18 protein-coding genes are annotated in these 20,531 nt (G+C 65.6%); 7 read left to right on the forward strand and 11 right to left on the reverse strand.

Annotation, left to right across the window (positions count from 1 at the left end; genetic code table 11):
* Nucleotides 1-63: 63 nt before the first annotated feature.
* Complete coding sequence (locus tag J0O65_RS09170) at nt 64-1,821, reverse strand: FAD-dependent oxidoreductase (RefSeq protein WP_215406129.1); 1,758 nt, start codon at nt 1,819-1,821, stop codon at nt 64-66.
* A gap of 252 nt (nt 1,822-2,073) precedes the next feature.
* Between J0O65_RS09170 and cysM the strand changes: the two genes are divergently transcribed.
* Nucleotides 2,074-2,976: a cysteine synthase CysM gene (gene cysM, locus J0O65_RS09175; protein WP_034751785.1), complete on the forward strand. Its 903-nt coding sequence runs from the start codon at nt 2,074-2,076 to the stop codon at nt 2,974-2,976.
* Nucleotides 2,977-3,078: 102 nt separating this feature from the next.
* On the opposite strand, the gene J0O65_RS09180 is transcribed toward cysM, so the two are convergent.
* The 5 genes from J0O65_RS09180 to J0O65_RS09200 all read right to left on the reverse strand — a co-directional run bounded on the left by J0O65_RS09180 (nt 3,079) and on the right by J0O65_RS09200 (nt 8,919).
* On the reverse strand, nt 3,079-3,411 hold the full coding sequence (locus tag J0O65_RS09180; protein WP_034751784.1) for a hypothetical protein: 333 nt from the start codon (nt 3,409-3,411) through the stop codon (nt 3,079-3,081).
* 438 nt (nt 3,412-3,849) lie between these two features.
* On the reverse strand, nt 3,850-4,989 hold the full coding sequence (mltB, locus tag J0O65_RS09185) for a lytic murein transglycosylase B (RefSeq protein ID WP_251373613.1): 1,140 nt from the start codon (nt 4,987-4,989) through the stop codon (nt 3,850-3,852).
* Nucleotides 4,990-4,997: 8 nt separating this feature from the next.
* Nucleotides 4,998-7,019 carry a transglutaminase TgpA family protein gene (locus tag J0O65_RS09190; RefSeq protein WP_215406131.1) on the reverse strand — a complete coding sequence of 674 codons (2,022 nt, stop codon included), beginning with the start codon at nt 7,017-7,019 and terminating at the stop codon, nt 4,998-5,000.
* On the reverse strand, nt 7,016-8,005 hold the full coding sequence (locus J0O65_RS09195) for a DUF58 domain-containing protein (protein ID WP_215406132.1): 990 nt from the start codon (nt 8,003-8,005) through the stop codon (nt 7,016-7,018). The genes J0O65_RS09190 and J0O65_RS09195 overlap by 4 nt, the downstream gene beginning before the upstream one ends.
* 5 nt (nt 8,006-8,010) lie before the next feature.
* The gene (locus tag J0O65_RS09200) at nt 8,011-8,919 is read right to left on the reverse strand and encodes an AAA family ATPase (protein WP_215406133.1); all 909 of its coding nucleotides are present in this window, start codon (nt 8,917-8,919) and stop codon (nt 8,011-8,013) included.
* Nucleotides 8,920-9,162: 243 nt separating this feature from the next.
* On the opposite strand from J0O65_RS09200, the gene J0O65_RS09205 reads away from it, so the two are divergent.
* On the forward strand, nt 9,163-10,089 hold the full coding sequence (locus tag J0O65_RS09205) for a histone deacetylase family protein (protein ID WP_215406134.1): 927 nt from the start codon (nt 9,163-9,165) through the stop codon (nt 10,087-10,089).
* Between the two features lie 16 nt (nt 10,090-10,105).
* Here J0O65_RS09205 and J0O65_RS09210 read toward each other — a convergent pair whose 3' ends face one another.
* Nucleotides 10,106-10,429, reverse strand: a complete 324-nt coding sequence (locus tag J0O65_RS09210) for a hypothetical protein (protein WP_215406136.1) — start codon at nt 10,427-10,429, stop codon at nt 10,106-10,108.
* Between the two features lie 160 nt (nt 10,430-10,589).
* The gene (locus J0O65_RS09215; protein ID WP_215406138.1) at nt 10,590-11,387 is read right to left on the reverse strand and encodes a hypothetical protein; all 798 of its coding nucleotides are present in this window, start codon (nt 11,385-11,387) and stop codon (nt 10,590-10,592) included.
* A 228-nt stretch (nt 11,388-11,615) separates the two neighbouring features.
* On the opposite strand from J0O65_RS09215, the gene ylqF reads away from it, so the two are divergent.
* Nucleotides 11,616-12,536: a ribosome biogenesis GTPase YlqF gene (gene ylqF / locus J0O65_RS09220; protein ID WP_251373615.1), complete on the forward strand. Its 921-nt coding sequence runs from the start codon at nt 11,616-11,618 to the stop codon at nt 12,534-12,536.
* A gap of 69 nt (nt 12,537-12,605) precedes the next feature.
* Here the strand turns inward: ylqF and J0O65_RS09225 are convergent, their stop codons facing one another.
* The gene (locus J0O65_RS09225) at nt 12,606-13,409 is read right to left on the reverse strand and encodes a DODA-type extradiol aromatic ring-opening family dioxygenase (protein WP_215406142.1); all 804 of its coding nucleotides are present in this window, start codon (nt 13,407-13,409) and stop codon (nt 12,606-12,608) included.
* A 114-nt stretch (nt 13,410-13,523) separates the two neighbouring features.
* Here J0O65_RS09225 and J0O65_RS09230 point away from each other — a divergent pair, with 114 nt between their 5' ends.
* A complete protein-coding gene (locus J0O65_RS09230; protein ID WP_215406144.1) occupies nt 13,524-14,414 on the forward strand; it encodes a LysR family transcriptional regulator in 891 nt (296 codons plus the stop codon).
* On the opposite strand, the gene J0O65_RS09235 is transcribed toward J0O65_RS09230, so the two are convergent.
* Nucleotides 14,415-15,299 carry a hypothetical protein gene (locus J0O65_RS09235; protein WP_215406146.1) on the reverse strand — a complete coding sequence of 295 codons (885 nt, stop codon included), beginning with the start codon at nt 15,297-15,299 and terminating at the stop codon, nt 14,415-14,417.
* Nucleotides 15,296-17,584 (reverse strand): M1 family metallopeptidase, encoded by a 2,289-nt coding sequence (locus J0O65_RS09240; RefSeq protein ID WP_215406148.1) that lies wholly within the window; start codon nt 17,582-17,584, stop codon nt 15,296-15,298. Before J0O65_RS09240 ends, J0O65_RS09235 begins: the two co-directional genes overlap by 4 nt.
* Before the next feature lie 247 nt (nt 17,585-17,831).
* Between J0O65_RS09240 and J0O65_RS09245 the strand changes: the two genes are divergently transcribed.
* The 3 genes from J0O65_RS09245 (at nt 17,832) to J0O65_RS09255 (ending at nt 20,438) form a co-directional block, all read left to right on the forward strand.
* Nucleotides 17,832-19,382 carry a TonB-dependent receptor gene (locus J0O65_RS09245; RefSeq protein WP_215406150.1) on the forward strand — a complete coding sequence of 517 codons (1,551 nt, stop codon included), beginning with the start codon at nt 17,832-17,834 and terminating at the stop codon, nt 19,380-19,382.
* A gap of 147 nt (nt 19,383-19,529) precedes the next feature.
* Complete coding sequence (locus J0O65_RS09250) at nt 19,530-20,201, forward strand: thiol:disulfide interchange protein DsbA/DsbL (RefSeq protein ID WP_215406152.1); 672 nt, start codon at nt 19,530-19,532, stop codon at nt 20,199-20,201.
* Nucleotides 20,202-20,213: 12 nt separating this feature from the next.
* Entirely contained in the window at nt 20,214-20,438 is a 225-nt protein-coding gene (locus J0O65_RS09255; protein WP_215406155.1) for a hypothetical protein, read from the forward strand.
* Nucleotides 20,439-20,531: the final 93 nt, after the last annotated feature.

Consider the following 20,531-nt stretch of genomic DNA (forward strand, 5'->3'; position numbering starts at 1 on the left):
CATGCGGTCTCTTTCAGCTCGATGGCGACAGCCGATTGTAGCAGTTTCTATAATGCACGATTTTCAGCTCGAACCGGCTGGCAACCGCGCCAGAAATCCATGAATCTGGGAAACGACCGCCGCGCCTTCGCCGACGGCGGCGGCCACGCGCTTGGTCGAGCCGGCCCGCACGTCGCCGATGGCGAACACGCCCGGCACGCTCGTTTCCAGCGCGGCCCGGTCTGGCAGGTCGGGTGGATATACCCCGTGGCCGTGGGCGCGGCATTCGGCGCGCGTGACGTCGAAGCCCGTGCGGATGAAGCCCTGTTCGTCGACGGCGACGGCGCAGTCGTGCAGCCAGTCCGTGTTCGGATCGGCGCCGACGAAGAGAAACACGCGGCGCACGGCGCAGTCGCACTCTTCGCCCGTTTGATTATTGCGCCAGCGCACCTCCGTCAAGCCATCGTCGTCGCCTTCGAGGGCGATGATTTCCGTGTGCGTGTGCAGGGTGATGTTGGGCGTGGCGGCGATGCGCTCGATCAGGTAGCTCGACATGCTGGCCGCCAGCCCTGCGCCGCGGATCACCATGTGGACCTTGGCGGCGTGGCCGGAGAGAAACACGGCCGCCTGGCCGGCCGAATTGCCGCCGCCAACGAGGATGATCTCTTCCTGCCGGCACAGCTTGGCTTCGATGGGCGAGGCCCAGTAATACACGCCCCGTCCCTCATACGTTTTCAGGTTCGCCAGCGAGGGGCGGCGGTAGCGCGCGCCGCACGACAGCACCACCGTGCGGGCGCGCACCTGCGTGCCGTCGCACAGATTGACGCGCAGCGGCCACGTGTCGCACAGCAAGTTGGCGGCGCTGGCCGGGGTGGCGATCTCGACGCCGAACTTTTGCGCCTGCACGTAGGCGCGCCCGGCCAGGGCGCGGCCGGAAATGCCGGTGGGAAAGCCCAGGTAATTTTCGATGCGCGCGCTGGCGCCGGCCTGGCCGCCGTACGCGCGCTGTTCCAGCGCCAGCACGGACAAGCCTTCCGAGGCCGCATACACGGCCGTGGCCAGGCCGGCGGGACCGGCGCCCACCACCAGCACGTCGAAGATCTTGTCGCCGGACAAATCGGGCAGCATGCCCAGGCAGCGTCCCAGTTCGACATTGCCGGGATTCTTCATGATCTTGCCGTCTGGACAGATCACCAGCGGCCACTCCTGCGGCGTGGGCCGGTGGCGTTCGGCCAGCGCGGCGGCGGCCGCATCGGTGGACGGATCGAGCACCGTGTGCGGATGGCCGTTGCTCGATAAAAAGCTTTGCAGGTGGAACAGATTGCCATTGCCGCGCGGCCCCACCAGCACGGGGCCGCCCGAATTCGATTCGATCAGCGCCACGCGGCGCAGGATCAGGGCGCGCACGATGCGTTCGCCCATCTCCGCCTCGGCCACGATCAGCGCGCGCAAGGATTCCGAGCTGATGTCGAGCAATTCCACGGCGCCCACGGCGCGGCCGTTGACGAGGGTGGGGCGGCCGGACAACTGCGCCACTTCGGCGATGAAATGGCCGACGCCCACTTCGCGCAGCAGCGACGCCTGGCCCAGCACTTCGTGGCGCGTGATGCTGACGCGCCCGGACAATATCACCAGCATGCCGAAGCTGCTGCTGCCCGCCTCGAACAGCGTCGCGCCATCGGCAAAGCGCCGCAACGTGCCGTAACGCTGCAAGCGCTGCAGTTCGAGCGCATTGAAGACGGGCGAGATCTGGTGGCTGCGACCCTGCAAATCGAGCGTGCTGAACTGGACGGGATCGTCCTGCGTCGTTTCGGGAATGAATTCGGGTGTGCTGCTGGCCATGGCGGGTCCGTTCGGAGGCTGAATAAGCAAATAACAAAAATAACTAACAGTGACGAGTCTAGCGCATGCGGCGCGCGCCTGCCGCAATACCCGTTGCGCACGCCAGGAAATGCCGGCGCGGCAGGCGCCGTGCGGCATGTGGCGCTGCGGCCGGACGCGCATGCGGGCCCGGCTGCCGTCGCCGATGGGCGATACGCCGTCCAGCATCTCATATTAGAATGGGTCTTTGTTGAAATTACTCAAACAGACACGATGGCTTACAAGACACTTGAAGATACGATAGGCAATACCCCGCTGGTGCAGCTGACGCGCTTGCCGGGTGCCGATGCGCTTGCGCGCAACAACGTCATCCTGGGCAAGCTGGAAGGCAATAATCCGGCCGGCTCCGTGAAGGACCGCGCCGCCATGTCCATGCTCAAGCGCGCCGAAGAGCGCGGCGTCATCAAGCCGGGCGATACCCTGATCGAGGCGACCAGCGGCAACACGGGCATCGCGCTGGCCATGGCCGCCGCCTTGCGCGGCTACAAGATGCTGCTGTTGATGCCGGATAACCTCAGCGTCGAGCGCCGCCAGAGCATGGCCGCCTACGGCGCCGACATCTTATTGACGCCGAAGACGGGCGGCATGGAATATGCGCGCGACCTGGCCGAGCAGATGCAGAAGGACGGCCGCGGCGTGATCCTCGACCAGTTCGCCAACGAAGACAATTCGCGCGCCCACTATGAAAGCACGGGACCGGAAATCTGGCGCGACACGGAAGGCCGGGTCACGCATTTCGTCAGCGCCATGGGCACGACGGGCACCATCATGGGCGTGTCGCGCTACTTGAAAGAGCAGAATCCCGCTATCCAGATCATCGGCGCGCAGCCCGAGGAAGGTTCGCAGATTCCCGGCATCCGCAAATGGCCGGAAGCGTACTTGCCGAAAATCTACGACAAGTCGCGCGTGGACCAGGTGGAATACGTGAGCCAGGGCGTGGCCGAGCGCATGGCGCGCAGCCTGGCGGCGGAAGAGGGCTTGTTTTGCGGCATCTCGGCGGCCGGCGCGTGCGAAATCGCGCTGCGCATCTCGCAAACGGTGGAAAACGCCACCATCGTGTTTGTCGTCTGCGACCGCGGCGACCGTTATCTGTCGACCGGTGTCTTCCCCGCGTAATGGCTGAAGTGCTGAAACTGAGGTTGGCCAGGACGGCCTGAGAACTGCAGAAAACTACCCCCTCCCCATGGCGGGGAGGGAAAACCTGCGCAACTGGCAGGATCAGCCTTGTGGCGTTTCGCCTTCTTTTGGCTTGAATTGCTTGTCGCTGATGCGGAATTTGTTGCGGCGGTCACCCATCAGGTAACGCAGGTCGCGGATGCTCAGGTCGCTGACTTCGTGCATGCGGATCAGCAGCGATGCGCCGACCGGCAGGCGGTGGTGGCGGATTTTGCTGATGACTGGTGGCGCGACTTCCAGTGCGCGCGACAGGGCTGCGTCGTTTTTCAGGCGCAGGTTTTCGATCAGGGTATCGAGCAATCTGTTTGGGTTGTACTGCAGCAGATCGTCGGAGTCCGAATCGCTGTTCATATCAATGCCGACTTGGTTTGTCATGATGTTAATGTTCCTTCTGTAGTTGCACTGCAAAGTAAAAAACACTCGGAGCTCGCTCTTGCTGCGTTCATGTTCATTCTTTACTAAAAGGAACGAATTCACACACGGTACGATCCGGGATACAGTTTTTCATGATATATACACAATTGTACAGCAGGATTCAATTTCAGGCGGGAAAGCCTGGAAATCTTGCCTTGTACAAAATCAGTGTTGTCTAGCTGCAACACCTATTTATTCTTTATTATGCTCTATGATAGAACAAAAATTGTACTTTGACAAAAGTTAAGTATAAAACCATTTCTGCATTCCGTGCGGTACCAAGGCTGGCGAGCAAGGCTGGCACATGTTATCGGCCCTACCATAGACTTGTTTTCTGGCCGCTTCAACATCCCTTACGCTTTCTTACAAGTAATATTATAACTTTACACTGACTTTCGGTTAGCGTGCGCGCACTTGGCTGATGGCCCTGCCCAAGTCGATCACTGACATGGCATAAAAATAACTTCTGTTGTACTGAGTTATAGCAAAGAAGTTATTGGTTGCCAAGTGATACTCAGTTGCTTCTGAACCGTTTTGCAAATCGATCAGGCCGAACAACATGTTCTGGGGCGTGGCCGAGACGGTGCTTACGCCGGCTTCCTGCAATTCCCCCAGCCGGTACCTGGCCTGCAAGCCCTGGCCGATGAATTTTTCCCAGGCGTGGCTGGCCGACACGGTGACGGGATATGTGCTGATGGCCGGATCATCGCGCCGCCAGCCGTGCTCGACGAGGAAATGCGCGACGCTGCCGATGGCGTCGGCCGTGGAATTGCGCAGGTCGATGTGACTATCGCCATCGAAGTCCACCGCATATTTCATGATGCTGCTAGGCATGAACTGGGGCAGGCCGATGGCGCCCGCATACGAGCCGAGCAAGGTCAAGGGATCGATGCCGTCCTTGCGCGCGTACAGCAGCGCGTTTTCCAGTTCTCCCTTGAAAAACTCCATGCGCGCGGCCCGGGTCGGGCTGTCCGGATAGGAAAACGCCAGGGTGGTCAGCGCGTCGAGCACGCGGAAGCGGCCCGTGTTGCGTCCGTACACGGTTTCCACGCCGATGATGCCGACGATGATTTCGGCCGGCACGCCATATTCGCGCTCGGCGCGCGCCAGCGCTTCCGCGTTCTCTTCCCAGAATTTCACGCCCGCATTGATGCGCACCGGCTCGATGAAGCGGGCCCGGTACGCTTGCCAGTTCTTCGGCTTGCCCGGCGGAGCCGGCTTCATCAGCTGCACGGTCGACTCGACATAGCGCACCTTGCCGATCAGGGTATCGAGCTCGGCGCGGTCAAAGCCATGTTTGGCGGACATGTCATCGAGGAAGGCGCGGACTTCTTTCCAGTTGGCATAGTCGACAAACTCGCCTTCGAAGTCGAATTTCGCCGGTGCTTTCCTGGCAGCCGCCTTGGCGGGCGGCGCCTTGGCTGCGCGCACGGCACGGGCGCGGTCGGCAGCGGAAATATGGCTGTTTTCGCCAGCGTGCGCGGTGGACAGGCACAGGGGAAGGAGCAGGGACAGGGCGGAGTATTTGATCGGTAACAAGGAGCGTCTCATCGGCATTGGGTTAACAGGCGGCGCAAGCTGCGCCGCGCGCGGAGTTGTTCGTCTGGGTTGGCATTACCATACTTCATCGCGGCATAGATTGCCAGAAACTGTGCGATGGCGGCGTGCGCCTCGGGTGTGGCCTTGCCTGCGGCCAGCCGGGCAGCATAACCGTGCGGGCCCTCATGCGGCGCACGGCTGTAGCCGCGCCGCGCCTGCTGGCGGCAAAACTGCGCGTACAACGCGTCGAGCGGATCGCCTTGCCGGGCCTGGCGCCACCAGACCAGTGCGCCGGCCATGGCGGACAGCAGGGCCAGCACGGCGCAAGCGAGTGCCAGCTTGGTCGCTGGCAAGTTTCGCAAGCCATCGAGCATGGCGCGCCGGCGTTGCGGCGTCGTGTCGAGCACCCAGCTGCTCCAGGCGTGCTCGGCCTGTTGCCATTGCTGGCGCCACGCGGCCACCGCGCCGCGCGCGCCGCCATCAAGTCCGGCCAGGGCGCGCCATGCCGTCAGCGGCGGCGGGGCCGGTGGCAGGGCGGCATCGAGATTGCGCTGCGTGCGCAGGGGCGCGACGGCGCCGGTGGGGTCGACGCGCACCCAGCCCCGGCCGGCCAGCCACGCTTCGCTCCAGGCGTGGGCATCGGACTGGCGCACGCTCAAGCTGTTGTCCGATTCGTTGCGCAGGCCGCCCTGGTAGCCCGTGACGACGCGCGCGGGAATGCCCATGGCGCGCATCAGCACGACGAAGCTGCCCGCGTAATGTTCGCAAAAGCCCGCCTGCGTGCCAAACAGGAAGTCGTCGACGCCATGCTTACCCAGCAGCGGCGGCTGCAGCGTGTAGCGGAAGGGCGCGCGGCGGAAGTGCTCAAGTACGGCGGCGATGGCGTCGGCCGGCGCCAGCGCCTGCGCGCCATGGCCGCGCAAGGCGCGGGCCCAGGCCACGCTGCGCGGATTGCTGCCAGCGGGCAAGGCCAGCCATGGCTGCTGCTGCGCGGCCGACAAGCCAGCCTGCAGCCGGTAGCGGGGCTGGGAACTGACGCGGTAACGCACGGTCGAAGTAATGGGCTGTATCGTCAGCACTTCGAGCGCGGACGACACGACGTAGGGATTGCCGGGCAGGCGTTCGATGCTGCGCGGCACGTCGAGCGCGAAGATGCGCCGCTGGCCGCTCGCTTGCAAGCTCACTTCATAATTGCTGGGCTGGCCTTCCAGCGCGATGTCGATCCGGTTGTCGCTGGCAGGCGCGCGCCCCTTCGCGCCCCGGCGCGTCCAGGTGCTGCCGTCGAAGTCGCCCAGCACCACGCCGCGCCAATACAGCTGGTCTTGCGGCGGGAGCGGCGTGGAAAAGCGGGCCGAGAAGACGGCTTCGCTTGACAGAGCCAGCGAGGCGATGGCGCCCGGCTGCATGCTGTCGGACAAGCCCGTGCGCGCCTGCGCGCCTTCCGGCGCGGCACCCCACAAGGGGCCATCGATGCGTGGCACGGCAAGAAACATCACGGCCGACAGGGGAAGGGCCAGCGCCAGCAGGCGTCCCAGCAAGCCCAGCCTTTGCGCCAGGCGCGGCTGCACGGCGCCATACTGGGCCGACAGCAGGGCGGCCAGCAGGACGATGACGGTGGCCAGCATCCAGGCGGCGCTGAGGATGCCTTGCGCATGAAAGAAGTTCGCCAGCAGGAGGAAAAAACTGAGGAAGACGAAGACGAAGATGTCGCGCCGGCCATGCATTTCCAGCGATTTCAAGGCCAGCAGCAAGGCCAGCATGGCCACGCCCGCATCGCGCCCCAGCACGCTGCCGTAGCTGGCGTAGACGGCGGCGATGCCGAGCACGGCCAGCGGCGCGAGCACGGCCAGCGGCGGCTGGCGCCGGCCCCGCACGGTGATGGCGGCGCGCCACAGCAGGGGCATGGCGACCGCCACCGACAGCCACGGGGGCAGGTGCAGCGCGTGCGGCGCCAGCACCATGGCGGCGGCCAGCAACAGCAGCACAATGTCGGCCTTGTCGCGCGGCAAGCTGTTGAACCAGCGGATCATGCTGACTCCTTGCTGGGAGGTAAGTCATGCAGGGCCAGCGCGCGCAGGCAGGCGTCGCGCTGGGTGGCGCCCAGGGCCGGCGCCACGGTCAGCGCGCCCAGGCGCAAGCCATAAGGCTGGCCCGTGCGTTCCGCCTGCAGCACCCAGGCGGCCAGGCGCGACAGGCGCGCTTCCGGCGCCAGCGCGTGCAGGGCGGCGTGATCGAGCAGGATGCCGCCACGGGCTGCGCCCGTTTGCGCGTCGGCGGCTGGCTGGAATTGCTTGCTGAATAAATGCTCGCCGTCATGGCGGGCGATCTGGCGCCAGGCCAGGCGGTGCAAGGAATCGCCTGGCTGGTAGGCGCGCACGCCGGCCAGTTCCAGGATGCCGCCGGAGGAACGCGGCTGTTGCGGCGTCTGCTTTGCCGGCTGCTCCGTCCCGGCGGGCAAGGGCAGCGGCGGGGCGTCGTGCTCGGATTGCGGATACACGAGCACGCGCGCGTCGGGTTGCCAATGGCACCAGGCGATAAACAGGCCCAGCGGAAAGCTGCCCGACAGGCGCACGGAAGGCGCATCGAGCCAGCCGCGTTGCCGCGCCGCCACGACGATGCTGACGGCCGTCTCCCCGTGGGCGGCGATATCGGCCAGGCTGGGCGCTGCCGCCGAGCCGTGCATGGCCAGCCGGATCGCGTGGCGCGGGCGGGCGCTGCGGTTGATCAGGCGCAAGGTGAACGTGGCCTGGCTGGCCGCGAACACGGGCTGGCCCGGCGTGGCGGCCAGCGCCAGGCCAGCCAGGTTACGGCTGGTAAACAGCATGTCGGCGATGGCGCAAGCGGCCGCGAAATACGTGAGCGCATAGCCCAGGCCCAGGCGGTAATTGACGGCGGCGATCCACAGCGCCAGCAGCAGCGCGGCAAAGGCCAGGCCCGCGCGCGAGGGACGGATGTGCACGCGCTGCGCGCCCAGCCAGGGGCGCGCCGGCAGCCAGCGGATCGTGCGCGGGCGCATTGCGGTCAGACGGGGGTCGCCAGCAGCAATTGCTGCAGCAGGTCGCGGCTGTCCGCGGACCCTTGCGCCGCATGCAGGCGGTGGGCGCAGACGGGTAATAATACGGCTTGCACGTCGTCGGGCGTGACGTGGTCGCGTCCGGCCAATGCTGCCCAGGCGCGCGCCGCCTGCAGCAGGGCCAGCGCGGCGCGCGGGCTCAGGCCATCGGCAAACACGCCCGGCACGCGGGTGGCATGCACGAGGGCCAGCACATAGTCGACGACGGCCGGCGAGGCGTGGATGGCGCGCAAGCCCGCTTGGGCCTGCAGCAATTCTTCCGCGTTCATTACGGCCGGCAAGGTGTGCAGCATGGCGCGGCGGTCGGTCCCCAGCAGCAGCGCCCGTTCGGCGGCCGCATCGGGATAGCCGAGGGTGACGCTCATGAGAAAACGGTCGAGCTGCGATTCGGGCAGGGGGAAGGTACCCAGCTGGTGCGCGCAGTTTTGCGTGGCGATGACGAAAAACGGTTGCGGCAGCGTGCGCGTGACGCCGTCGAGGCTCACTTGCCGCTCTTCCATCGCTTCGAGCAAGCCCGATTGCGTCTTCGGCGTGGCGCGGTTGATCTCGTCGGCCAGCAGCACCTGCGTAAACAGGGGGCCGGGATGAAAGATGAAGCTGCCGCTGCCCCGGTCATACACGCTCATGCCGGCCACGTCGGCGGGCAGCAGGTCGCTGGTGAATTGCTGGCGCTTCCATTGCAGGCCCAGCGAGATGGCCAGCGCGTGCGCCAGGGTCGTCTTGCCCACGCCGGGCACGTCCTCGATCAGCAGGTGGCCGCCGGCCAGCACGCAGGCGAGGGTCTGGCGGATCTGCACGTGTTTGCCGACGAGAACTTCGCCGATCTGCTGTGCGGCCTGGTGTATTTTCGAAAACATGCTATTTCTATCACAGTAAGACGGATTATTTAATTTACAATCGCTTTGGCCAGGTCAAACGGCGCCGCCCGCCGCCTGCGCGCTCGTGGTAGATTAGCGTGACAGCGAAGGCGGCAAGGGCGGCACAGACCAGCCAGTGATTTTATGCGAGAACGCGCCAGGCAGGCAGGAATGCTCTGCGGTGTTCCGGCGCGCGTTCCCGGTATGGATAGAGAGCAGAGACAGAGGTAACCAGTACAGCGCATGAGTACAGCCATATATACCCATCCCGATTGCCAGCGCCATGAAATGGGCGACTGGCATCCCGAATCGCCGGCCCGCTTGCAGGCCATCAACGATCAATTGATCCTCGCGCACATCAGTGACCTGGTCGAGCACCGCGACGGCGTGCGCGCGCAATTGTCCGATATCGAGCGCAACCACAGCGCCACGGCCATCGGCCTGGTGCGCGACAATGTGCCGCCGGAGGGCGATTACTATCCGCTCGATGGCGACACCTTGCTCAACGCGCACAGCTACGAGGCGGCGCTGGCCGCCGCCGGCTCGGCCGTGGCGGCCACGGACGCCGTCATCGATGGCGAGATCAGCAACGCCTTTTGCGCGATCCGCCCGCCCGGCCACCATGCGCGGCCCAGCGAACCCATGGGTTTTTGCCTGTTCAATAATGTCGCCATCGCCGCCAAGCATGCGCTCGACGTGAGGGGGCTCGCGCGCGTCGCCATCGTCGATTTCGACGTCCATCATGGCAATGGCACGGCCGAATCCGTGGCGCACGACCCGCGCATCCTGATGGTCAGCTTTTTCCAGCACCCGTTCTATCCATACAGCGACGTCGAGTCCTACACGGATACGCGCGTCAACGTGCCCGTGCCCGCCCGCTCGAAAGGCGACGCCGTGCGCCAGCTGGTGCTCGACCACTGGCTGCCCGCGCTGCACCGGCAGCAGCCGCAGATGATTTTCATTTCCGCTGGCTTCGACGCGCACCGCGAAGACGACGTGGGCGGCATGGGCCTGGTGGAGGCCGATTACACGTGGTTGACGCAGCAGATGATGGCCGTGGCCCATCAGTATGGCAAGGGCCGCATCGTCAGCTGCCTGGAAGGGGGCTACAACCTGTCGTCCCTGGGCCGCAGCGTGGCCGCGCACGTGAAGGCGCTGGCGGAGCTGTAAAGGGGAGCTTTATTAGCTACAGCAGGCTGGGGCGGCTGCGGGAATGCGTGTGGCGGTGCGTCTGGTAGTCGAGCGCGTCGCCGGCCATGAAGCGGCGCCAGGCTTGCGTGTAGACGAGCGATGATTTATCCGCATCAAAACTGTCGAGCTGCAACATGTCACGGTGGTGCTTGATTTCATTGACCAATTGGTCATACAGCACTTGCAAGCCATAGCTGTCCGCGCTCTGGCGTTTCAGGCGCTCTTGCAGCTGCGCCACTTGCTGCCGCAACTGCCGGCATTCCTTCTTCCAGTCATTGCGCGGCATGCGCTTGGGCGCCTTGCCAGTGTGTTCCATCATCATATCGAGCTATCCCCCATCGCCTATCTCCCTGGCGGGAGCCGGCCTGGAAAATAATTGCTTTTCATTTAAGAGGCGATATTAGAGCATACTTTTTTGTTTCTTTCAGTAAATATAAAAATCCTTGTGGAAATATTTGATCTGGCTTCCCGGGCGCCGCCTATTGGCGCTGCGTTGCCTGCAAGTGCCCTGCCGGGGCGGCGCCGGCCATGTTGCCGTCGTCGCCATAGGTCAGGGTCAGCAGGGTATTGTCGTCCCAGTTCACGTCATGTAGCGGCGGCATGTAGCGCTGCCGGTCTTGCGTGACGCGGATGTCCAGCGTGCGCTCGCCCGAGCGCGCCTGCACGGCAAGCAGCTTGCGCATCACGGGAAACGGCACGTGGACCAGCGACGAATGGCATGGCCCGCCCGCCAGGCGGAACAGGTTGCGTCGGACAAACGGCAAGTCATCCTGTTCGACGGCCCAGCGGATTTCGCATTCCAGGCGCAAGTCGCCCAGGCGGCGCACGTTCGCGGGCAGGCCCGGCGTATGGATGTCGGCGCGCCAGCGCAAGGTGTCGCGCTTCTTGTTGCTGACCAGGTCGGCATTCGCATCGTAGGCGGTCTTGTCGCGCGACAAGGTGAAGCCGCCGTCCGCCGCCAGCGGCACGGGGATCGACAGGTTGTCGGCCGACAGGTGCAGCGTCACGCCATCGAGCCTGGCCTGGGGCGTGGCGGGGATCAGCATGAAGCGCAGCGGCGCACCCGGCGCCAGGCGCTGGTGGTCGGCATACGCGTCGAGTCCCTTGAGCATGGTGCGGTAGGGACGCAGGTCGGGATCGCGCGTGCCTTGCACGTCGACAATCTGCTGCATTTCCTGCTTTGCCGGGTCGCCCGGCGCCGCCGCTTGTTCCTGGGCCATGGCGGGCAGCTGGCAGGCGTAAAGGAAGGCGAGGAGGCAAAAGCGGGAAAAGTGCATGGAATGCGCGCCAGGTTGAGCTTGCGATAGGGAAACCGTCCAGGCCGGACGCATTGCGGATATTATCATTCAAGTAACTGTCAAATTATCACCAATTGTCTCGTTCGTGTCGCACGGCTGGCGCTGGCGGCGGAAAATGCGACGTCGTGGCGGCAACCACGTAAAATAGCGGATTGACCGAACGATTTTGAAAGCAAGAGCATGGCGATACAATGGTACCCAGGACACATGAACGCGGCCCGCAAGAAAGCGGCCGAGACCATGGAAAACACCGATCTGGTGATTGAAGTGGTGGACGCGCGCCTGCCGGCAGCCAGCTGCAATCCCATGGTGGACGAGCTGCGCCTGTTCCGCCAGCGTCCTTGCCTGAAAATCCTCAACAAGACCGACCTGGCCGATCCTGCAGCCACGGCCGCCTGGGTCGCCTATTTCAATGCCCAGGAAGGCGTGACCGCGTATGCGATGACGACCAAGAAGCCGGGCGACGTGGCGCGCATTCCGGACCTGGCCAAATCGCTGGCGCCGCACCGCGGCGTGCCGACGAAGCCGCTGCGCATCATGATCATGGGCATCCCCAACGTGGGCAAGTCGACCCTGATGAACGCGCTGCTGAAAAAGCGCGTGGCCAAGGTGGGCGACGAGCCGGCCGTCACCAAAATGCAGCAAAAGCTGTACCTGGACAAGAATACGATTCTGGTCGACACGCCCGGCATGCTGTGGCCGAAGATCGCCATCCCCAGCGACGGCCTGATGCTGGCGGCCAGCCACGCCATCGGCTCGAACGCGCTGATCGAAGAGGAAGTGGCCGTGTTCCTGGCCGAGGAATTGCTCAAGCGCTACCCGGACTTGCTGGCGGCCCGCTACGGCACCAAGGTCGGCGAAGTCGATGCGATCGGCGTGGTCGAGGGCATCGCCGCCAAGCGCGGCTTCCGCATCAAGGGCGGCGACTACGATTTCGAGAAGGCGTCGCACACCTTGCTGCTCGACTACCGCAGCGGCATCCTGGGACGCATTTCGCTGGAAACGCCGGACACGCGCGCGGCCCTGCTGGCCCAGCACGCGGCCGAGATGGCGGAAAAAGCGGCCAAGGCAGCGGAGATCGCCGCCGAAAAGGCGAAGAATGCGGCGCGCGGCAAGCGCGGCACGTAAGTTACGGCTTCACCATGCAAAAAGCGCCGCGACAGCAATGTCTCGGCGCTTTTTTCATGCGCTAGCCGATTAGCCGAATTTGAAGCTGGTCACCGCCAGCGCCCCAAAAAAATCCTCCTCGTGGTACACGACCTGCGCCGCTTCCTGCTCGGCCGCGCCGAGCGCCACCATCAGCGGCAGCAGATGGTCTTCCTGCGGATGGGCCTGGCGCGCGCCCGGCGCCTGGTCCCAGGCCAGCAACTGTTCCAGTCTTTGCGCCGGCGGCAATGCCATGGCATGGCGCAGCCACGCGTCGAACTGGTGCGACGCGGCGGCACCGGCCTGGCCGAACTGGCGCAGGTTGTGATAACTGAGGCCGCTGCCCAGTATCAGCACGCCTTGCCGGCGCAGGCTGGCCAGCGCGCGGCCCACCTCGACGTGCGTGAGCGGATCGTAGCCGTGTTTCAGCGACAATTGCACCAGCGGCATGTCGGCCTGCGGGTAGATGGGAAACAGGGCGCTGAAGGTGCCATGGTCGAAACCCCGTTCGTGGTCGAGGCGCGCCGGATGGCCGGCCCCGTCGAGCAACTGTTTCACCTGCGCCGCCAGTTCCGGCGCGCCCGGCGCCGGGTACTGGATCTGATACGTGTGCGGCGGAAAGCCCGAATAGTCGTAGATCATGCCAGGCCGGGGGCTGGCCGAGACGAGAAATTGCGGCCCTTCCCAGTGCGCCGTGACGACCAGCACGGCGTTCGGCCGCGCGCCGATCTGGCGCGGGATATCCTGCAGCGACGCTTCCAGCACGTCGTAGCGGCCGCCGAACTGGTCTTTCATGAACGGCCACGGGCCGCCGCCGTGCGACAGGAAGTAGGTGGGGAAGGTGTGCTCTTGCATGGCGGCTCCTGGGGGGAATGGCTAACGATGGAACAATGATAGTTATGCGCGGTCAGTTGATCAAGATCGCTATTATTGATATATCATTTCCATTTTGTTGATGATCGGGCAGTCATGGATACCTTGCGCAGCATGCGCGTGTTTCGCGCCGTGGTGGAACTGGACAGCTTCGTGCGCGCCAGCGAGCGCCTGGACCTGTCGCCTGCCATGGTCAGCAAGCACGTGATGCACCTGGAGCGGCACCTGGACGCGCGGTTGCTGAACCGCAGCAGCCGCCACCTGAGCCTGACGGAAATCGGCAAGGTGTATTTTGAACAGTGCCGCGACATGCTCGACAATCTCGACGAGGTGGAAGCGACGGTCGGCCGCACGACGGTGGTGCCGCGCGGCATGCTGCGGCTGAGCGCGCCCGTCTGGTTCGCCAACGCCATCTTTACGCGCACCCTGGCCGCCTACCGTGAACGCTTTCCCGAAGTCACCTTCGACATCGACCTGAGCGGCCGCGTGGTGAACCTGGTGGAAGAGGGCTTCGACCTGGCCTTGCGCGTGAGCCAGGCGCCATCGCCGGCCCTGATCGCGCGGCCCATCGGCAGCATCGAATTCCACCTGGTGGCGTCGCCTGCCTACCTGGCGCGCGCGGGCCAGCTGCACCTGCCGCAGGACCTGGCGCAACACGCCATGATCAGCTATTCCTTGTTGGCGAACGGTAATGAGCTGGCCTTCGACGGGGCGCAGGGGCGCGAGACGGTGAAGTTCTCGCCCGTGCTGCAATGCAATAACGAAAGCCTGCTGCACGCGGCCGCGCTCGACGGCATGGGCATCGCCCTGCTGCCGTCGTGGCAGACGGATGCCGACCTGGCGGCGGGGCGGCTGGTGCGCCTCTTCGACGATTTCAAGCTGGCGGGCGGCAAGGTGTACGCCGTCTACACGAGCCGCCGCTACCTGTCCTCGAAAGTGCGCACCTTCATCGACTTCCTCGCCGATGAAGGGCGCCTGGGGGCCTGATTACGCGAGCGAGCGCTTGACGTCGATCAGCGCGAACAGGCGCGCGCTGCGCATCCACGCCAGCACCAGCGCCGCCAGCTGCGTCACCAGCAAGCCGGCCACGATGGCCAGCGGGCCGGGTGCGGCCAGGTTCAGGCGCGCCACGCCCAGCAAGGCATACAGCGCCAGTCCTGGCAAGGTGATGACGAGGTAGATGGCCAGGCAGGCCAGCGGACGCCGGCGCAGCATGTCCAGGCCCCGCCACCAGGCCTTGACGGCCGAGGTGCGGCGACGGTCGACGGCCAGCGCCGCGCGGCCGGCGTCGAGCGTGGCGCAGGCCAGCAGGAACAGCAAGCCCGCAAGCAGCAAGGCCAGGTGGCGGGCCAGGTCGGCATCGGCTTCCAGGATGGCTTTCGCCGCGTGCTTGTCGGCCAGTTTCAGCGCGCCGGCGCCGATCGCCAGCGCCAGGCCCAGCGGCACGATGCTCCACAGCAGCATGCGCAGCATGCGGCCGTATTCGCTGAAGGCGCCCGTCAGCAGGGGGGCGAAGCCCAGCGGCGCAGGCGCGCGCGCGGCCGTCACCACCAGGCCGCTCAGCAGCGGCGACAGCAGCAGGGCCAGGACGATGCCGATGACGGCGGCCTGGCTGACGGCGGCGCCGTTGCGTCCCGCATTGGCCACCAGGTCGGCCACGGTCATCAGGTCGAGCTGGTGCGCCAGTGCCGCCGCATGCACGGCTTGATCGAGGCCGGCGCTCAAGGTGCGCCAGAGGGGAATGACGGCGAGGATGGTGGGGATCAGCGGCAGGCCCGCCCACAGCAGCAGCAAGCGCCATTGCAGGGCGGCGCGGCTGGCGCGCGTGGTCAGGGTCAGGCCGCTGGCCCGTGTCGTGGAAGTGGCGCTCATACGATGGCAATCAGGGAAAGGAGGCATTGGAAGGCGGCGGCAAGGTCGACGCTCCAGCGCCGCGCGGCCGAGGTATCGGCCTTCAGGGTGCGGCTGTCATCGAGCTTGTTGACGTCGAGGTAGTGCACGCGGTCGGGGTCCAGTTCGGCCGAGACGGCTTTCACGGGCTTGCTCCACGTGTAGCGCTGCCACAGCTGCTCGTTATCCCACACCACGCGTTCGGAGCTGCCGTCGGCGAACTTCACCAGCAGCACCTGCGGCACGGGCGCGCCGCGGCGGCGCAAGACCACGCTGGTGAGATAAGGATACGGGCCCGTGCCGGGCTTGGCGTCAAGATGCGCCTTGTCCCACGCCGCGCGTACTTTTTCCTCCTCTTTTTCCAGCGCTTCGGCCGTGTGCTCCACGCGCTTGCCGTTCACCAGCGCCATGCCGGCCAGCGGCGTCTGCTCTTCGCTGGTGAAGGTGCCGATGCGGTCGTCGATATTCGCGCTGGCATAGACTTGCTGCGCGAAGACCTGTTCCACGATGCGCCGCTGGCCCGTCGCCTCGGCCAGCGTTTCGCGCAGGTCGGCCACGCTCGGGTGGCGGAATTTCCACTGTTCGTAATAGGCCTTGAAGCCCCGTTCCATGGCGTCGCTGCCGATGCGCGCCTCCAGGTCGCGCATGGTGGTGGCCGTGCGGCTGTAGACGGGCCCCACGCCCTGCAGGCGATTCCACGCATTCTGCCCCAGCGGGTCGGCCGCGTCCTGGCGCGGCGCGGCCATGCGCTCGAATTCGAAGACCTTGAAGACGGGGTCGAAGCCCAGGCGCTTGAGCAGGGGCGTGGTGGCGTGGATATGCTGGCCGCGCGCGCGCAGCATGCGCTGGTCCCAGTACTCGTTCAAGCCTTCGTCGAGGATGGGTTCCTCGAACTCGTTCGAGGCCAGGATGCCATAGAAATAACCATGGCCGAATTCATGGATGGTGACGAAATCGAGGCCGAATTCGGGAATCGTCTTCGGCTGCAGGTTGGCGTAGCTCGAGGCGGTGATGAAGGTCGGATATTCCATGCCGCCCGCTTCGGCCGCGTTAAACGGCGGAATCACCACCGTCAGCGTCTTGTACGGATACGGCCCCAGGGTGCGCGAGAAATACGTGAGCGCATCCTTGGCCGCCTGCAGCGCGGGCGCCGCGTTCGATGCGTACTCGGGCGGGTACAGCACCTTGATGCTCACGGGCGGGCTGCCAGGGCCGCTCCAGTGGCCCGTCAACGGCGTCGCGCTGCGCTTGTCGGCCGTCCAGGCGAAATCGTGCACGTCGCCCTGCACATAGTGGTGCGTGAGCATGCCGTTCTTTTCCTGCGGCGCGCCCTGCAGTTCGCCCGTGGCGCCCACCGTGTACTCCTTGGGCACGGTCAGCTTCACGTCATAGTTGCCGAAGTCGGCGTAGAACTCCGAATTGAGGTGGAATTCATGCGCGTTCCAGCGCGGCGCGGTGGCGCCTCGTTCACCGGGCAGTTCCAGCACGGCGATCTTGGGGAACCACTGGCCCACCAGGTGGAAGCTGCCGAAATAGCCGGTGCGCGCGATGACGCGCGGCAGCTGATCGAAGAAGCGGATGTCGAGCGTCGTCTCGGCGCCCGGCGCGACGGCCTGCGGCAGGTCGACGCGCACGACCGTGCGATCGGTGGCCGGGCCGTTGTCGGGCTGGACGAAATGCCAGGGCGCCTTGGCGCCGTTCTGCGTCATGCTGCGCAGTTCGATGTAGCCCCACTCGCCGTCGCGCGTCTCGACGCCCGAGCGGAAGCCCGTATCGAGCTTGCGCTTTTCGGTGAAGAAGGTCGAATGTTCGCCTTCGAATGCATTCAGGTACAGGTGCAGGTAGACGCTGCTGACGGCTTGCGCGCTGCGGTTGCGCCAGCGCAGTTTCTGCTGGCCGTCTAGCGTGTGCTTGACGGGATCGAGCGTCGCCTCGATCTGGTAGTCGACCACGCGGTCCGACAGGGTCGCGTGCGCGCTCGTGCGCGCGCCGCCCCAGGCGTTGCTGGCGCTGGGCGTGCTGACGGCGGCCGCGTGCGGCGACGCCAGGGCGATGCCGTCGGCCGGTGGCGCCAGCGGCATGGGCGCGCCGGCCGGCTTGCCTTGGCCCGGCTGGGCGAACAGGTCGGCTTGCAGGGCAAGGCCGGCCAGCAGCAGGGCGGCGATGGAAAGGGCTTTGAGCCTGCCCGAGATGGGGAAAAAACCTATGCTGCGGCGCGTGCCGCGGGGACCAGGCGCCCCCCGGCGCGTTGTGCTACGACTTTCCATGCGCGACTCCCACAGTGACTTCTTTTTTAAATGCGGCCGGCTGCGCCCAGGATCGCCGGGCGCACCTCGCACCTGACTTAATATACCTACAAAAATGCCAAATCACCAATAAAATATTGGCATTAGGAAAGTACCGCCGGGCTGGCGCTTGCGGCGCCGTGCGCCCTGCGTATAATGATTCGCTTTTGCCATGCCGCCGTTCCACCAGCGCGCCTCCGCGCCGCGGTGACGCCTCAAGCCTGCCGCCATGATGCCTGCCCCTCCCGCCCTGACCATTGCCACGCGCGCCTTGCTGCTGTGCGCCCTGGCCATGCCGGCGTGCGCGCAGCAGCAAGGCGCGGATGGCGCGGCCGGCGTCACGCATGGCGACCTGTCCGCCGAGCTGGCGCAGGGCGGCCAGCACAGCGTGCGCGGCGCCCTGTCGCGCGAGCAGGACGGCATGACGCTCGATGTGGCCATGGACGGGCTGCGCAATGGCAATTACCGCGACGGCAGCGTGTTTCACCAGCGCGGCTTCAACGGCGGCGCGGAATGGACGATGCGCCAGGGCCGCTTCGGCTTCAGCGCCGACCAGCTGAACCAGGACACCCGCTATCCCGCGCCCGAGGCGCCGTTCCTGGCCTTGCTGGCGGCCCGCCCGGAAGACCTGTACCGCTATGAGGTGCGGCGCGCCAGCGCCTTCGTGCAGCGCTACGTCGGCAAGTTCGAGCTGGGCGTGGAACTGTCGCAGCGGGAAAAGCGCGCCACGGCCCGCTATGCGGGCGAGGACGGCAGCAGCGAATCGACGTACAGCAGCCGCCGCCGGCAGCTGGCGCCCCGCCTGCGCCACTACGGCAAGGTGGGCGGCGTGGGCACGGATACGGAAGTGGGCCTGGACCTGATGCAGTGGCAGCGCAGCTCGGGCCGCGCCATGACGGGCCGCGATGGCGATGCGCAGCGCCGCCAGTACTCGCGCGCGCTGCTGCTGCGCGAGGAGCTGGCCTTCGGCGGCGCGTATGCGCCGCGCCTGCTGCTGGGGCTGCGGCATGAACAGTTCCAGCTCGATCCGGCCGACATGCCCGCCGGCGGCAGCGACTGGGAAAACCAGAATGCCTGGGACGTGCAGGGCAGCCTGCAACTGCGCCCGCAACTGAGCGTGTACGCCAGGGCCGCGCGCAGTTACCGCATCGACGACGATGGCTATACCCGCGCCGGCTACCGTCCCCTGGCGGGCCAGCTGCGGCGCGACATGGAGGTGGGCGCCACCGTTGGCGACGCGGCGCGCAGCGCTTCCGTGCGCGTGTTCAGCGAGCGCCTGAGCAACCAGATCGTCTTCGACCAGAGCCTGGGCCAGCTGGGCTTTGCGGGCAACCTCGACCCCTCGCGCCGCGACGGCATCGCCATCGAGGCCAGCCTGGCGCTGGCGCGCGACTGGCGCCTCGACGCTCAGCTGCGCCAGGTGCATGCGCGCTACGACGATTACGCCTATGACGGCCCGGACATCGCCCTCGTGCCGAAAACCCTGGCCAGCCTGCGCCTGTACTGGACGGGGCAGGGCGGCGCCAGTGCCGACGTGGGCGTGCAGTGGCTGCGCGCCCTGCGCTATGGCCCCGATTTCGCCGGCAGCTGTCTGGCGCAGGTGCCCGCCTTCGCCACCGTGGACGGGCGCTATGCGCGCAAGCTGGGCGCCTGGGAGCTGGAGCTGGCCGGCAGCAACCTGGCCAACCGCCGCCATTACGGCGATGCGCCCGGCTGCCGCTCCAGCATTTACCTCAATGATGCGCGCCAGCTGCGCGTGTCGGCGCGCTACCATTTCTGAGGCAGAGGCGCGGCGGCGCTTAAGAGCGGCTTAATCAGGCGCAAACGGAGCGGGTAAAAGTGCCTTTTTTCCGCCCGGGCTTCAATGGACAGCGCAAAAAGTGGTAATCTCGCCCCGTTCACGACCACTTTATGATGAAGGATTATTATGCGTTTTCTGCGTTTCTTGCGTCCCCTGCTCGCCGCCGTCACCCTGGTGGCCGCCACCGGCGGCGCCATGGCGGCCGATACCGGCTTTACCACGCTCCCGACGCCAGTGCGCACGGACACGGGCAAGAAGGTCGAAGTGGTGGAGTACTTCATGTATTCGTGCCCGCATTGTTACGCGCTCGATCCGCTGATGCACGACTGGGTCAAGAAGCAGGGCGACAAGATCGCCTTCCGCCGCATCCACCTGGCCTTCTCCGGCCCGAAAGATCCGCAGGCGCACGCCTATGCCACACTGGAAGCGATGGGCCAGCTGGACCAGTTCCACGACAAGATCTTCCGCGCCATCCACGTCGAACGCAACCGCCTGAACCGCGATGACGCCATCCTCGAGCTGCTGGTGAAGAACGGCATCGACAAGGCGAAATACCTGGACATGTTCAATTCCTTCGGCGTGCAGACCAAGCTGAAACGCAACGAGCAGCTGATCGCCGCCAGCAAGATCGACAGCGCGCCGACCATCGTCATCGATGGCCGCTTCGTCACGTCGCCGGCGCAGTTGTCGCGCCCCGGCCAGTCCGAGCCGCAAACCCAGGCGGCGACCCTGCGCGTGATGGATGAACTGGTGGCGCGCGTCCTGAAAGAGCGCGCTCCCGCGCCAGCGAAGAAGTAAGCGGAGATCATCATGAAACAGCTGCCCTGGACCTTGTGCGTACTGGCCCTCGCTCTCGTGGCGTGGCTGGCGCTTGCCCTCGTCAACGTGGAAAACCAGCGCAATGCGCTGGCCAGCAAGGCTTGCGCGGACCCCGCGTTCAAGAACGAGGTCGACGCGAAATGCCTGGCGTCCGTGCAGTCGCGCGAGCACTGGTGGCAGCATCTGACGTACGCCATGACGCATTTGAGAAGTTGAATGCGTCTGCATGAAAACCCGCCGCGCGCGGGTAATGCCGTTCAGTTAAGCAGGTTTTCGTAGAATGCGCGTGGCATAGCGCTTTGGTTTTGC

The organism is Janthinobacterium sp. JC611 (assembly GCF_018682595.1).
Taxonomy (GTDB): domain Bacteria; phylum Pseudomonadota; class Gammaproteobacteria; order Burkholderiales; family Burkholderiaceae_D; genus Janthinobacterium.

Coding starts and splice junctions, on each gene's coding strand:
- J0O65_RS09215 (WP_215406138.1), bottom strand. CDS start 11,387: ATGCACTTTTCCCGCTTTTGCCTCCTCGCCTTCCTTTACGCCTGCCAG.
- J0O65_RS09205 (WP_215406134.1), top strand. CDS start 9,163: ATGAGTACAGCCATATATACCCATCCCGATTGCCAGCGCCATGAAATG.
- J0O65_RS09195 (WP_215406132.1), bottom strand. CDS start 8,005: ATGCGCCCGCGCACGATCCGCTGGCTGCCGGCGCGCCCCTGGCTGGGC.
- J0O65_RS09210 (WP_215406136.1), bottom strand. CDS start 10,429: ATGATGGAACACACTGGCAAGGCGCCCAAGCGCATGCCGCGCAATGAC.
- J0O65_RS09200 (WP_215406133.1), bottom strand. CDS start 8,919: ATGTTTTCGAAAATACACCAGGCCGCACAGCAGATCGGCGAAGTTCTC.
- J0O65_RS09250 (WP_215406152.1), top strand. CDS start 19,530: ATGCGTTTTCTGCGTTTCTTGCGTCCCCTGCTCGCCGCCGTCACCCTG.
- J0O65_RS09225 (WP_215406142.1), bottom strand. CDS start 13,409: ATGCAAGAGCACACCTTCCCCACCTACTTCCTGTCGCACGGCGGCGGC.
- J0O65_RS09190 (WP_215406131.1), bottom strand. CDS start 7,019: ATGATCCGCTGGTTCAACAGCTTGCCGCGCGACAAGGCCGACATTGTG.
- J0O65_RS09245 (WP_215406150.1), top strand. CDS start 17,832: ATGATGCCTGCCCCTCCCGCCCTGACCATTGCCACGCGCGCCTTGCTG.
- J0O65_RS09255 (WP_215406155.1), top strand. CDS start 20,214: ATGAAACAGCTGCCCTGGACCTTGTGCGTACTGGCCCTCGCTCTCGTG.
- J0O65_RS09180 (WP_034751784.1), bottom strand. CDS start 3,411: ATGACAAACCAAGTCGGCATTGATATGAACAGCGATTCGGACTCCGAC.
- J0O65_RS09235 (WP_215406146.1), bottom strand. CDS start 15,299: ATGAGCGCCACTTCCACGACACGGGCCAGCGGCCTGACCCTGACCACG.
- cysM (WP_034751785.1), top strand. CDS start 2,074: ATGGCTTACAAGACACTTGAAGATACGATAGGCAATACCCCGCTGGTG.
- ylqF (WP_251373615.1), top strand. CDS start 11,616: ATGAACGCGGCCCGCAAGAAAGCGGCCGAGACCATGGAAAACACCGAT.
- J0O65_RS09240 (WP_215406148.1), bottom strand. CDS start 17,584: ATGGAAAGTCGTAGCACAACGCGCCGGGGGGCGCCTGGTCCCCGCGGC.
- J0O65_RS09170 (WP_215406129.1), bottom strand. CDS start 1,821: ATGGCCAGCAGCACACCCGAATTCATTCCCGAAACGACGCAGGACGAT.
- J0O65_RS09230 (WP_215406144.1), top strand. CDS start 13,524: ATGGATACCTTGCGCAGCATGCGCGTGTTTCGCGCCGTGGTGGAACTG.